Annotated in this window: 10 protein-coding genes and 2 pseudogenes; 7 read left to right on the top strand and 5 right to left on the bottom strand. The window is 69.9% G+C overall.

Features of this window, described 5'->3' with window-relative positions:
• The first annotated feature begins 31 nt into the window (after positions 1 to 31).
• Entirely contained in the window at positions 32 to 523 is a 492-nt protein-coding gene (locus tag ABZT04_RS07545) for a DUF2267 domain-containing protein (RefSeq protein ID WP_356054063.1), read from the top strand.
• Between the two features lie 44 nt (positions 524 to 567).
• Here the strand turns inward: ABZT04_RS07545 and ABZT04_RS07550 are convergent, their stop codons facing one another.
• Positions 568 to 1,218, bottom strand: a complete 651-nt coding sequence (locus ABZT04_RS07550; protein WP_356054065.1) for a TetR/AcrR family transcriptional regulator — start codon at positions 1,216 to 1,218, stop codon at positions 568 to 570.
• Positions 1,219 to 1,319: 101 nt separating this feature from the next.
• On the opposite strand from ABZT04_RS07550, the pseudogene ABZT04_RS07555 reads away from it, so the two are divergent.
• Positions 1,320 to 1,733 (top strand): annotated as a pseudogene (locus ABZT04_RS07555) (NADPH:quinone reductase); the annotation flags it as partial.
• Positions 1,734 to 1,761: 28 nt separating this feature from the next.
• On the opposite strand, the gene ABZT04_RS07560 reads toward ABZT04_RS07555, so the two are convergent.
• Positions 1,762 to 2,151 (bottom strand): NUDIX domain-containing protein, encoded by a 390-nt coding sequence (locus tag ABZT04_RS07560; protein ID WP_356054575.1) that lies wholly within the window; start codon positions 2,149 to 2,151, stop codon positions 1,762 to 1,764.
• Positions 2,152 to 2,397: 246 nt separating this feature from the next.
• Between ABZT04_RS07560 and ABZT04_RS07565 the strand changes: the two genes are divergently transcribed.
• Complete coding sequence (locus ABZT04_RS07565) at positions 2,398 to 3,249, top strand: chitosanase (protein WP_356054067.1); 852 nt, start codon at positions 2,398 to 2,400, stop codon at positions 3,247 to 3,249.
• A gap of 142 nt (positions 3,250 to 3,391) precedes the next feature.
• Here ABZT04_RS07565 and ABZT04_RS07570 read toward each other — a convergent pair.
• Positions 3,392 to 4,036 (bottom strand): annotated as a pseudogene (locus ABZT04_RS07570) (carotenoid oxygenase family protein); the annotation flags it as partial.
• Positions 4,037 to 4,091: 55 nt separating this feature from the next.
• Here ABZT04_RS07570 and ABZT04_RS07575 point away from each other — a divergent pair.
• The 3 genes from ABZT04_RS07575 to ABZT04_RS07585 all read left to right on the top strand — a co-directional run bounded on the left by ABZT04_RS07575 (position 4,092) and on the right by ABZT04_RS07585 (position 7,415).
• Positions 4,092 to 4,412 (top strand): hypothetical protein, encoded by a 321-nt coding sequence (locus tag ABZT04_RS07575; protein ID WP_356054577.1) that lies wholly within the window; start codon positions 4,092 to 4,094, stop codon positions 4,410 to 4,412.
• Positions 4,413 to 4,876: 464 nt separating this feature from the next.
• On the top strand, positions 4,877 to 5,608 hold the full coding sequence (locus ABZT04_RS07580; RefSeq protein WP_356054069.1) for a GPR1/FUN34/YaaH family transporter: 732 nt from the start codon (positions 4,877 to 4,879) through the stop codon (positions 5,606 to 5,608).
• Positions 5,609 to 5,639: 31 nt separating this feature from the next.
• Complete coding sequence (locus tag ABZT04_RS07585) at positions 5,640 to 7,415, top strand: CocE/NonD family hydrolase (RefSeq protein WP_356054071.1); 1,776 nt, start codon at positions 5,640 to 5,642, stop codon at positions 7,413 to 7,415.
• Between the two features lie 36 nt (positions 7,416 to 7,451).
• Here ABZT04_RS07585 and ABZT04_RS07590 read toward each other — a convergent pair whose 3' ends face one another.
• A complete protein-coding gene (locus tag ABZT04_RS07590) occupies positions 7,452 to 8,138 on the bottom strand; it encodes a TetR/AcrR family transcriptional regulator (RefSeq protein WP_356054073.1) in 687 nt (228 codons plus the stop codon).
• A 162-nt stretch (positions 8,139 to 8,300) separates the two neighbouring features.
• On the opposite strand from ABZT04_RS07590, the gene ABZT04_RS07595 reads away from it, so the two are divergent.
• Positions 8,301 to 9,326, top strand: coding sequence for a LacI family DNA-binding transcriptional regulator (locus ABZT04_RS07595; protein ID WP_356054074.1), 1,026 nt, complete (start codon positions 8,301 to 8,303; stop codon positions 9,324 to 9,326).
• On the opposite strand, the gene ABZT04_RS07600 is transcribed toward ABZT04_RS07595, so the two are convergent.
• Positions 9,309 to 13,253 carry a glycosyl hydrolase gene (locus tag ABZT04_RS07600; protein WP_356054076.1) on the bottom strand — a complete coding sequence of 1,315 codons (3,945 nt, stop codon included), beginning with the start codon at positions 13,251 to 13,253 and terminating at the stop codon, positions 9,309 to 9,311. The two genes, ABZT04_RS07595 and ABZT04_RS07600, sit on opposite strands and share 18 nt — an antisense overlap.
• Positions 13,254 to 13,320 lie beyond the last annotated feature (67 nt).

Genomic DNA, 13,320 nt, shown 5'->3' on the forward strand with positions numbered 1-13,320 from the left:
ACCGGCCCCAGCAAGAAAGGCAACCACCCCAGTGATCTCCGCCCGGCATGTAGCGCCCCAGCAGCCCTACGGGACGGCCTACGAACAGATGCTGGAGAAGGTCCGCTACGACGGCGCCTATCCCACCCGTGAGAAGGCCGAGGAAGCCGTCCGCCTGGTCCTCGCCGGACTGGGGCGTCAGGTGACCGGTGACGAACGCGTCGACCTGGCGCGCTGCCTGCCCGTGGAAGCCGCGCGGGTGCTGACCGCGCAGATCCCCGACGCGCTTCCACTGACCGGCTGGGCCTTCGTCAAGGACCTCGCCGCCCGCACCGGCGCCTCCCTGGCCACCACCCGCTGGGACACCGGCTCCGTCTTCTCCGCCGTCGCCTCCTACGCCGGCCCCGACCTGATCACCCGCATCATCCACCAACTCCCGTCCGGCTACGCCCTGTTGTTCGGCCGCGCCGAACTCACCCCGGCCACGCGGGTGACGACGTCGACGCTCGCGAAGGGCCGGGCCGCGGCGCCATCCGCTGCCTGACGGAGTTGCGGGGCCCCGGTCCGGTGGACCGACGACGTAAACCGCTACAACTTTGCCGCCAAGGCCGCCAGTTCGGACTCGAACAGCACAGCGGGGTCGAAGCCCATGCCGGTGAAGTGTCCCGCGAGTTCCAGTGACAGGACGCCGTGCAGGCGGGTCCAGCACAGCAGCGCGCGGTGGAGGGCCGCGGGCGGGGCGGGGTGGTCGCCCGCCCAGTGGCGGTGGGCTTCGAGGTGTGCCTCGAACGGTGCCGCCGGGCCCTCCGCCGGCAGCGCGGCACAGGCGTCCAGCAGGGCCGCCATGATCTCGGACGCGATATGGGTGATGTCGTCCGGCGCGTGGTAGCCGGGGACGGGTGTGCCGTAGATGAGGAAGTACCGCTGGGGGTCGTCGAGGGCCCAGCCGCGCAGGGTGTGGGCCAGGCCGAACAGGTCGGCGCCGGAGTCGGCGGCCGCGCGGAAGGCGTCGGCGAGACTTCGGTAGGCGTCCCTGATCAGCTCGGTGATCAGGTCGTCGCGACTGGCGAAGTAGCGGTAGAGCGCGGGGCCGCTCATGCCCATCCGCTTGGCGATGGCGTTCAGGGAGAGCGCGGAGGCGCCGGCCGTCGCGATCTGCTCACGCGCGTGTTCCTTGATCTCCGTGCGCACCTGGTCGCGGTAGCGCTCGCGTGGGGTCTTCGTGCCCGTCTCCGTCATGCCCGGCTTCCTTTCGCACCCACGTGACTACACACTCAAGTTTCAGTTAGAAGCTATCACGGCCACTCTCGACGACCGGTTCGAGCGAGCGCTACCACCAGCACGGAGCCGTGCCCGTCGCGGGCCCCGGCCAGGTGGTGGTCCGGATGGAGGCGACCAGGGCAGCCCCGGCGCCGTCCTGAGTACCGGCGCCGGCGTCGATCCCGGCTTGGTCAGCACCCGAGCCGCCGCACCGGTCAAGGTCGGCGGCTGGGTCGACCATGCACTCGTCGACGCGGCCGACATGGCGCCAGTGCCCGTCGGGATCGGCGCGCCGAGGCGGAAACCGTCTTGATCAACGGCATCACCGCCTGGCAGATGCTGCACCATACGGCCCGCCTCCGCAGCGGTCCGACAATCCTGGCGCCCGGCGCCAACGGCGGCGTCCGCACGGTCCTGGTCCAACTCGCCGGCCCACGGGCGTCCACGCGATCGACACGGCACACCGGCGCCACCACGACACGCTGCGCGACCAGCAAGGTGCTCCTGACCCCGTAATGCCGCTCAGGTGCGCCAAGCCTCGACATGCCCGAGCACATAGTCCGCCAGCTCGGCCGGCTGGAGGTTCAGGGCCGCCACGGCCGGACGGCTCGCCTCGACGCGGATCGGCTCGAAAGCGCCCGTGTCGGGGTCGTCGAGTTCGGGACCGTGGCGACGGGCGAGGTCCATCTCCAGCAGGTCGGCGAGGAAGTAGTGCTGCACGACGGTGGTCGTCCCGCGCGGTTCGGTCAGGGTCAGGAACTCGGCGACGGGACCGATCGTCGCACCGATCTCCTCCAACACCTCGCGCCGCAGCGCCGCTTCGAGGTCCGCATCGTCGGGCTCGACGCTCCCGCCGACGGTCGTGCAGTAGGTGTCACCCGCCCGGCCAGCCCCTTCTGAGGAACACCAGATGACCGTGGTCGAGCAGAACGACCCGCACCTTGTGACGAACCTTCATGGCCGGAGCCTAGGGGACGAGGCCCGTCAAGAGCGGGCAAACCGTTAAGCACCGCCCTCGCACAGGCATACAACTCTCGTTCATAGCTACGAACTTGACTCCCGGTGGGTGCCTTCTGCGTCGAACTTCTGATAGTTAACTTTCCTATCAGTTCGACGGTACGACCAACTCCCCACCCCCCACCATCATTTGGAGTCCCCGTGGTCCACCCGTTCCACGACCCCGCGACCCCCGAGCCGACGAACCCCTCTCGTCGTACGCTCCTGGCGCTCATCGGCGTATCGATCGCGGCAGCACCCCTGCTGCGCACTCCGCACGCCTCGGCAGCCACCACGGCCGCGGCGATCGGCCTCGACGACCCGGCGAAGAAGGAGATCGCCATGAAGCTGGTGTCGAGCGCGGAGAACTCCTCGCTCGACTGGAAGGCCCAGTACAAGTACATAGAGGACATAGGCGACGGCCGCGGCTACACCGCCGGCATCATCGGCTTCTGCTCCGGCACGGGCGACATGCTCGACCTCGTCCAGCTCTACGCGACCCGCAAACCCGGCAACGTCCTCGCCAAGTACCTGCCCGCGCTCCGCTCGGTGAACGGCACCGACTCGCACTCCGGACTCGACCCGGACTTCCCCAAGGACTGGCGCACGGCTGCTCAGGACACGGTGTTCCAGCAGGCGCAGAACGACGAACGCGACCGCGTGTACTTCAACCCCGCCGTCAGCCAGGGCAAGACGGACGGGCTGCGCGTCCTGGGCCAGTTCACCTACTACGACGCCATCGTCATGCACGGCGACGGCGACGACCCCACCAGCTTCCGCAACATCCGAGCCCGCGCCCTGCGTTCGGCCAAGCCGCCGGCCCAGGGCGGCAACGAGACGACGTACCTCAACGCCTTCCTCGACGCGCGCGTCTGGGCCATGCAGCAGGAGGAGGCCCACAGCGACACCAGCCGCGTCGACACCGAGCAGCGCGTGTTCCTCCGCAACGGCAACCTCGACCTCAACACGCCGCTGTCCTGGAAGGTCTACGGGGACAGCTACAAGATCAACTGACCTACTACGTCGGCGCGTTGGGCGGCACTTCGGGCAGCCCGGGACGCAGGAGCGGACAGCGCGGCGCCAGGACCCGTGGGTAGGGGTCCTGGCGCCGTGGTCGTCCGCTGCCCACCGCCTCCGATCCGCAGGGTGCGGTGTGTCAGGCGTCCGCCAGCCAACTGCCGTGGAATCCGGCGGGTACACGGCGCGGCAGGTGGATGGTGGCCACCGGTTCGCGGGTGAGGTTGTCGGCGTCGAGGATGACCAGGTCGCTGCGGTCGGTCGAGGCGTCGTAGACGTACGTCATGAGCCAGCCAGGGCCGCCGGGCCGGTCGTCGGCGGGGGCGAAGGCCGCCTCGCCCGGGAAGCGTCCGGGGCGAAGTAGTGGCTGGCGACGCTCGCACTTGCGGAGGTCGTACCGGTGGATCGCGGCACGAGACTCGTTCGGGTCGTACTGCGGGAGTTCCGGAACGGGTGCCGCGGTGGCGTGGCCGAAGTCGGCGGGCAGGCCCGCGAGTCGGTCGTCGATACGCGGGAACTCCCCGGGGTGGTCGTCCAGTTGCTCCTCGCTGATCGCGCCGGTGGTGAGGTCGATCGTCCACCGCCACAGGTGCGCGGCGGTCGCCACGGTGACGCCGTCCCGCAGGGACGGATAGCGCATGCCGAGCAGGACGAGGCGCTGACCGTCGTTCTCCTCATGGGAGTTGAGGGTGTGGAAGACATAGCAGGGGTCGATGTCGAACCACCGGATGTCCCCGTGCGGGTCGTCCCTGCGCAGCACGCCGAGCCTTGCTCCGTAGGTGTCGGACACGGTGCGCTGGCTGAAGGAGACCCGGGAGAGCCGGCCGCTGCGCAACCCGATGCTCCTGCAGACCTTCTTCCTCGGACTCCTGCCGCGCGAGGAAGCGGTGCAGCGACTCCTCGACCACGCGGAGGCCTCGGCCAAGGAGCACGACGCCCTCGTCGCCCTCCGCGACACGGAGAAGTGGGACAAGGACATGCTGACCGCCTGCGGCAGGCTCGTCCTTGAACACGGCATCCGGCAACGGGTGTTGGAGCAGGAGTGGGCCCATTGGGCCGCGGAGCAGTTGCGCGACGGACCGGGTGCGGGTCCCGCCGAGGGGATGACACCCCCGGACACGGACGGGTCGAGCGGCGACTCCGGGGAGAAGTCCCACTGATCATCGCGTCAGGGAGTAGTGGCTCAGACCTGAGCGCCACCTCTCGTCGAGTTCGCGGCGGGTAGCGGGAAGGCGGGCGTCTGCGGGATCTCCGAGGACGCCGCCACCCTCACTCTACCCTCGTTGTGGAGAATATATCTCCACTTACATCGACCCAGGAAGCCCCCAGCCGGACCCTTCCGGACGATCACTCACCGCCCACGCGGCCGTTTCGAACGTAACGGGGAATACCCTCCCCCACCTGCGGCGATGTCCGCGACTCTGATGTCGAGCGCCCGCCGCCGACGCGGCACCCGCTCCACCGCCACCGCGCTTCCAGCCCTCGCCGGGCGGCCTCGAGCACGTTTTCCACTTCGGTTCGATCCCTTGACAGCCTCAACCGGCCGTTCTCAAACTACCGACCATTCGGTTGACGCCTTGGGCCCGATGCCCCGGCTGTCCGACATCAATGAAGGGTGATCACCATGGCTGAAGTGTCGCTTCGCGATGCCCAGAGACCGCCGCGCCCCGCAGGCACCCCCTCCCACATCGGTCACGCGACGGCCGTGGGGGCGGCCGGGTTCGCGTGGTGCTCGCTCATCCTCGGCCTGCACACCGCCGGCGTCATCGACGCGGCCGACGGCACGATCGTGCTGGCGGGAACCTTCTTCTACGGCGGCGTCGTCCAGCTCGTCGCTGGCTTCTTCGCGCTGGCCTCGGGTGCGACGTTCGCGGCTTCGTTCCTGACGGCGTACGGGGCGTTCTGGCTCGGGTACACGGCGATCGAGTTCTGGGCGGCACCCCATATCGCGGGTGCGGCGGCGGCCGCGGCGAAGGTCGACGGAGCGTCGGCGGAGGTGGCGGCGGCTCAGGCCGGGCATGCGGTGATGCAGTCGCTGGGGCTGTTCCTCATCCCCTGGCTCGTCGTCACGCTGGTCTTCGCGGTCGCCAGTCTGGGCACGAACGCGGTGATCGTGAGCGCGTTCGCCCTGCTGACGCTGACCATCGTGCTGCTGGTGGTCGCCTATCTGGGCGCGTCGAGTGCGGGCGTGCCGAGCGAGTCGGTGCTGCACACCGCCGGATACGTCGAGATGGTGCTGGCCGCTGTCGCCTTCTATCTGGTCCTGGCGGAACTGACCAACGACCTCCGCGGCCGCACCGTGTTCCCGCTCTTCGCCCTCAACCGCGAGCGTCAGGCCGTCCCTCAGCCGGCGTGACGAGGTACCCCCACCCACGCCAAGGAGCCGCATGAAGAAGCCCAGGGCAAGAGACCGATTCTCCATAGTGAGCGGCGCCTCCGCCGCACTCCTCCTCGTCGCGGCAGGCCGGACGACGGCCACCGCCCTCCCCGCGCACACCGTCAACTGGCAGCCACCCGCGGCGACTTACACCGTGAGCACGCCCGTCCACACCACCGTCACCATGGACGACGGGGTGAAGATCGCCGTCGAGGTCGTCTATCCGACCGACCCGGACACCGGCGCCCGCGCGTCAGGCCCGTTCCCCGTGCTCCTGACCCAGAATCCCTACGGCGCCCAGCGCTCCGATCCGGCCGCCGGCGGCACCTACTTCGTGCGGCGGGGCTACATCTACGTGGCCTCCGCCGTACGCGGTACCGGCGACTCCGGCGGGCAGGTCGACTGGTTCGGGGGCCGGCAGGGCAAGGACGGCGCCGACCTCGTCGACTGGGCCGCGCACACGCTGTCGGGGTCCAACGGCAAGGTGGGGCTTGACGGTTGCTCCTACCTCGGGGTGAACCAGTGGTTCACCGCGGCGGCCGTGGGCCGGCATTCCGCGCTCAAGGCCATCACCCCGTTCTGCACCGATTCGGACTTCTACGACGACCTCACCGCAGACGGAGGTATCCCGACCAGCTTCGTGGCCGGCATCGCCCAGGCCGAGCCGCGCGGCCCCGAGGACGACCCCGCCACCGATCCGCAGTCGGTGACCATAGCCCAGCAGGCATCGGGCGGTTCTCGGTCGTACAACGACGTCTACTGGCAGGCACTCGACGTACAGAAGCTCATGCCCCGGATCGTGGACAACGGCATTCCGGCCCTGTCCGAGGCCGGTTGGAACGATCTTTTCCCCGGCGGCAACCTCGGGGCCTACACGGCCGCTCAAAACGCCTACTTCCACCGGCCGTTGACCGATCCGGTCTCGTCGGACGAAGCCGTCACCGGGCGCTACCAGGCGATCGTCGGGCCCTGGACCCATGGCGAACACGTCAACGAGGCGACGCTGCAGGCCATCCGCCTGGAGTGGTTCGACACCTGGCTCAAGAACGCGCCCACCGGCATGGCCAGCACGTCAACTCCCTTGCACCTGTTCGAGAACGGGGCCGACACCTGGGTCGACAGCGCCGCATGGCCGCTGTCCGCCGACGCCCGGACGTACTACCTGGGCGACGGCTCCCTCACCACCGACAAGCCGACCGCCCCAGGAAGCGACACGCTCACCTGGAGTACGGCGACCGCGGCCAACACGCTGACCTACACCACCGCTCCGCTCTCCAAGGCGGCCCTCCTCGACGGTCCGACCGACGTCACCCTCTACGCCGACTCGACGACACCGGAGACCGAACTGACGGCCAAGCTGAGCATCGTCGCCCCGGACGGGACCGTGACCAAACAGGCCGACGGAATCCTCCTGGGCAGCCAACGCGCCCTGGACACCCGGGAGAGCTGGTACGACGGCGACAGCACGCTGCTCAAGCCCAGCCATCCCTTCACCCAGGCGGCACAGCGCCCGGTGACACCCGGGAAGACCACCCGGTACGACATCTCGCTCCTGTCCAACTTCACCAGGATTCCGGCCGGTTACCGCATCCAGGTCAGCATCAACAGCCAACCCCCGGCCGACTTCCACTCCCCCGTCGCCCCGACCCCGCAGGAGCTGGCGAACCTGGCCGGTGGCGTCTACACCATCATCCGATCGCCGCAAGCTGCGTCCTTCATCAACCTGCCGCTGACGACGCCGAGTTCGGCCACGCCCAGCCAGGACGACTGGGGCCCGTCCTCCTGAGACTCGGGTGGCAGGTCTGTACGTACGGCAGACCTGCTACTCCTGTGTCGGGGCCGGCCTCGCCAGCCCCATCACCTGCTCCACCGTCTCGTTGCTCAGACTCGGTGTCGAGAGGGGAGGGTTGTCCGGGCGCTGTCTGATGCCGTTGAGGAAGATCTCGAAGTAACGGCGCCAGACGTCGGGGCGCTTGCCCTGGGTGAACTGGCTGGCGGCGCTGAGCATTTGCACGATGACGGGGATGTCGGACGGAGTGATCTCCGCACGCAGATCCCCGCTCTCCTGGGCCCGCGAGATCAGCGCTTCCAGGAAGGGGAGCATGCCGCCCCGCACCGTCTCCATCGGCTCGGAACTGTGGCTCCCCAGCATGATCACCTCATTGAGGCCACGGTTCTCGGCGAGGTCCGCCGCCATCTCCATGAGGAAGTCCACGAACCCCTGCCAGGGATCAGGATGGGCCAGAGCCCGCTCCGCCGACTCCTGCCGCAACCCGAGATCCTGCTCGAACAGGGCCCGCACAAGGGTCTCTTTGTCAGGGAAACGCCGGTACACGGTCCCGACCCCGACCCCCGCGTGCCGGGCCACGTCGTCGAGCGTGACGCCCAGCCCGTGCTGGCCGAAAACCTCGCGCGCCGCACGGAGAATCTTCTCCCGGTTGAGGGCGGCATCGCGCCTCAATGGGCGGTCGCCCCCCATCGGAGCATCAGCCCCGGAACCCTCAGCCATGGCGCCATGCTAACCCCGCTGATCACAGGCCCGCCGGAGCCGCACATACCCCCCACACCCCGGGCCACCCGGCGGAAAACGTTCCAACCACCCTCGGGGTACACTGACGCCGCCCATGGAGAACCGCGTCGTGCCTGGTCGCACGGCCTGCGCAGCGAGGGGGTGGACACCGTATCGGTTCGCCCCGCCCGTATTCAGGATGTCGCGGCCGCCGCAGGTGTCTCGGTGTCCACGGTGTCGAACGTCCTCAACCGGCCCGAGCGGGTCAACGCCCGCACCGCCGAGCGGGTCCGTGACGCGGTCGCCGCGCTCGACTACGTACCGCATCCGGGAGCCGCGGGACTGCGGACCGGCCACTCGTCCTCCATCGGGCTGGTGCTGCCCGATGTGGCCAATTCGTTCTACTCACGTATCGCACGGGGTGCCGCCGACGCGGCCTACGACCACGGCTATTCCCTCGTGCTCTGCGACAGCGGGGACGCTCCCGAGCGGGAGCAGGGCTACTTCACGATGCTGATCGAGCAGCGGGCGGTCGGGGCGGTGGTGGTGCCGCTCGGCGCCGACCCCACCCGGCTCACCCGGCTCCGCGAACGCGGCATCCCCCTGGTGCTCGCGGACCGTGCGCTGTCGGCCCAGGACGGATGTTCCGTCTCCGTCGACGACATCGCCGGCGGCCGGGTCGCCGTGGAGCACCTTCTGGACTGCGGGGCCCGCGACATCCTCGTCGTGAACGGCGAGCGCGGGATCGTCCAGTGCGCCGACCGCTACCAGGGCGCCCGCCAGGCCGTGCGTACCCGGCGTGAGGCACGGCTGCGCCAGGTCGTCGCCGACGAGATGACGGTGGCGTACGGCCTGGAGATCGCCCGAGCTCTCGACGAACTTCCCGACGCGGTCTTCTGCACCAACGACTTCCTCGCCGCCGGCCTGTGCCGCGGACTCGGCGAGCGGGGGGTGCGCATACCCGAGGAGGTCCAGGTCGTCGGCTACGGCGACCTCGACATCGCGAGCTTCGTGGGCACGACCCTGACGACGGTCCGCCAACCCGTCGAGGAACTCGGCCGGGCGGCCGTCGGAATGCTGCTCGACGAGGTGGAGGCCCGCGCCGAACACGCCCATGAGACAAGGGTGTTCGCGCCCGACCTCGTCCTCCGGGACTCCACCCGATCCCCGTCAGACCGGAATCCGTAGGGTCACCGGTCCCATCAGCCCCGACGCGAGTTGGGACGGGAACGCCCACGCCGTCGGAGTGGCCTCGGCGAAATAGGGCGCCAGGGTGTTGTGGACGGTCACCTCCAGCCGGACCAACCGCCCAGCGGCTCCCGCGAGTTGGAACCGGTACGGAGGACAGAACGCCTCTCCGACACCCTCCCCGTCGACGAGGACGGACACGCTGCCGCGCACCCGCCCGAGATCCAGTACCGGGTCCGGACCAGCCGGGACCTCCACCTCTCGCGCGTACGTGACACCACCGCTCCAGCCGCCCAGCCCCAGCACCGTCCAGTCCCCCAGCGGCAGTTTCGCCGGCACCGTACGCACGCGGACCGGCCCGCGCCAGGCCGAACCACCCCGCAGTACGGCGGTGGGCGCGGTCACCACCTCGAACTCCGCGCACCCGGCGACCGGTTGATCCAGCGTCAGATCCCGCCCGTCGAGCTGCTTCTCGATGCCGTCGCCGAACCGTACCCTCGCGGGCAACTCCAGTGGCAGGTCCAGCGATACGGTGCCCGGCGGCACGGTGAAGCGGAAGCGCTGGGCACGTTCGTGGACCATGTCCGTGGACCGCAACGGCAGGACGGCGGTGCCGAGCACCGGTGCGCCGGTGAGCCACTCGGTGTCCGGCAACGGGTGTGGTCGTACGGCCGCGTAGCAGTGCTGCAACTCGCCCCACCGGCCCGCGTGTTCGACGGTACGACCATGCCAGCCGCCCGTCTCCGCCTCCCAACCGGTGCCGCTGACCAGCGCGTTGGCGGAGGATGTCACGCAGTCGACGAACACGGCCTCGCGCGGGTGGACGGCGTCGGCCACCACCTCCAGCAGGTGTTCGCCTTCGCCCAGGGTGAGTTGGTGCCGGAAGAACATCGGTACCGCTCCCCAGTCGGACTCGTAGTACTCCACCTTCTCCTGGCGCGCGACGACCACCCCGTCGAGCAGTACGGTGACGCCCACCGCGGTGCCCACGACGAGTACCGCCTCGCCGGTGGCGGTGAGACGCCCGCGATAGGTGACGCCGCCGTAGGGTCGTACGTCCTCCGGCAGGCACATGAACTGCGGGCGGGCCGCGAAGCCGTCCGGGCGGGTCAGACAGAAGTAGCTGCCCAAGGGTGTGTCGGGCGCGCCGGAGATCAGCAGCGGTCGATCCTGGGCGTCAGCCAGTTCGTACTCAAGGACGTTGCGGGACCGGCCGATCCGCACGCGGGCGGTGGCGAGGTATCCCGTGCTGGTGTCCAGTCGCTCGCCGTTCCACCACACTCGCTTGGTGGCGGCGGCGCCGATGTGGAGGTCGGCGGGGCCGCGGTGGTCCGTCTCCACGATCGAACGGATCCGGGCGACCGTGCCAGGTCCGGGCACGGGGACACGCACGAACTCCTCTGTCACCAGGCCCTTGTTGCCGAGCAGGCCATCCGGGTCCGGGATGCCGCGGCTCGACGAGTACAGCGAGACGCTCCAGGCCGCGTCGTCGGTGGGGGTGAGTGGCCGTTCTCCGGCGAGGATCTGTTCGACGGCCGGTGCGTCGAGCGGGTCGGGGGCCTGGGCGGTGGGCACCGGGGAGAGGACGCGGACGCGGTTGCCGTAGGTCGCGCGCGTCTGCTCCCAGCGGGGGCGGGAGTCGTCCGTCTCGGTCCAGTCCATGGTCCAGATCTGCGGTTCGGCGACGGAGGAGCCCGCGGGCAGGGCCAGGTCGCCCCAGGTGTTGTCCATGGTGGGGACCAAGCGGCCCTCCCATCCGCTCGAAAGGTCCAACGCCCGTTCCTGACCGCGGAGTTGTGGTGTCGTCGGGGGCTCCGGTCGGATGCCTTCCCGCCATACGACGAGGGCGGCGGGGGCGCCTTCCAGTGGGACGTCGATCGTCGAGAGGCCGTCGGCGACGGTGATGTTGGCCGGTCGGCGGGTGGCGGTCGCCGGGTTCCAGATCTCGGCCTCGGTCACGACCGCGCGCACGGTGACCGTCGAGTGACGGGTGTAGCGGGCGGGGTCCGCCTCGTGGTCGGCGTCGCCCGGCCGCGTGCGGGCGTCGGGGAATGCCCCGGTCACCAGGGCCACCGCGTCAACTCCCCTTCTCCTGACGAGCAGTGGCAGCTCCCCCGTCGCGTGTCCGGCGGCATCGGCGACCGTCGTCGCGCCGGTCTCGGCATCGCTCGCCCGCTCCAGGCGTGGATGCTTCAGCAGCGCCGCCACGACGGAGTCGTCGCCGGCCTGTCCGGCTGCCGTCGCGGGCGGACGGCCCACGACCACCACCCGGCCGCCGCTGTCGAGGAGTTGGGTCAGTCGACGGGCCGTCTCCTCCTCCAGGACGCTTGTCGAGGGCAGCAGTACGGCGCGGTAGGCGAGGTCCCTGACACGCAGGGCTCCGTCGGTGGCGGTGGCGCGCTGCACGGAGGCGTCGTCGATGACGTCGAAGGAGATGCGGTGCCGGTCCAGTGAACCGACGTGCGGGCTCAGCCAGTTGTTCGTGCCGCACAGGTCGAGGTAGTCGCGCTGCGTCTCGTCGACGTCGGCGTGGTCGTCGCCCAGGCGGCCGTCGCCGAAGTGCTGGACGGGTGCGTCCAGCGGGATGAGGGCCTGCATGGTGGCGGTGGGGTGCAGGACCGCGACGTCGGCGCTGTAGGTGCCCCAGGACATGATCGAGCAGATCCGGGCGACGGCCCGGGAGAACGCCGGGTACTGTCGCCAGTAGGGCTGACGCCAGTCGGTGGACGGCGGCGCCCACTCGAACCAGCCGCCCGCGGTGCCGAAGTAACTGGCGTGCGGGTTGTACAGGTTGGCGCCGCTGCGCAGGAACGGCAGGAGCCAGTCGTAGGTGTCGGCGAGGGTGCCGCCCCAGCCGGAGGAGTGGAACGCCTCGATCCAGACGCGCTCGTGGCCGTAGAGGTGGGCCATGGACGAGTGGACCTTGGAGTCGCCGTGGTGGTCGCTGCCGGCTGCGCCGTACCAGCGGTGGGTGCGGAAGTAGTCGGTGTAGATCTGCGTGGACTGGGCCGGGAAGCCCGCTCGGGCGGGGTGGCTCTGGTCGGCTCCGACGAGCATGCCGCGTTCCTCGTGCCAGGACGCGAGGGGCTTGAAGAGGGCTTCTTCGGTGAGTTCGGCGCGGACGGCGTAGTAGTCGGCGCGGATCTTCGCCGCGCGGGCGGTCGCCGGGCCGAACAGTGCGGGCAGGTGGTCGAGGAGGTCGTAGCCGCGGCGGGCGCGGAACTCGTCGGGGAAGCGGTGGCTCCAGGAGTTGGTGCCGGGCAGTTCGTCCTGGAAGCTGCCCGCGATGACGTTGCCCAGGTATTCGGGGACGCGGCGGTCGTATTCGTGGTGGACGGCGTCCAGCAGCAGTCCCACGGCATGCGGGGAGAGGTAGTCGAAAGCGGTGGGGACGGCGGTGACGAGCTGTACGTCCGTCCCCTCGGCGGCCGAGATCCGGAAGGGGCCGGAGCCCTGTGCCGTGGGCAGCCGACGGCCCGTCAGGTCGTAGGCGGCGACCAGGGTTTCGCCGCCACGCGGCGCGACCGTGCCGCCGACGACGGTGGCCCGGCGGGAGCGCAGTGCCCGGCCGTTGGCGTCCAAGCGCCGTCGGGTGATGGCACCTTGGACGTTGGCGCCGGAGAACCCGATCTGGTCGTAGAACCACAGGCGGGTGCCGATGTCCCGGGCGATGCGGCAGGTGTCGGTGAAGCGGTCCCACCACTCCTCGCCGAACCACGGCGGGTCGTCGGTCCGGGCGCCGAAACTCGGCCCGGCCGGCGCCAGGTTGATCACCACGAGGTTGTGGACACCGCCGTCCGCGAATCTCCGGAGCTGCCATTCGAGGCGCTCGCGGGTGACCTTGGCACCCGACCACCACCACAGCGGGGTGGGGCCGAAGTCCCGGGGCGGAGTGTCGAAGAGCTGCTGGAGCTCGGGAGAGATCATGATGGCGGCGGTCCTTCCGAGTGCGGCTCGGGCACCTCGCGGATCAAAAACGTTTTAGATCGGCTCG

This window comes from Streptomyces sp. NPDC005492, from assembly GCF_040605995.1.
Classification (GTDB): domain Bacteria; phylum Actinomycetota; class Actinomycetes; order Streptomycetales; family Streptomycetaceae; genus Streptomyces.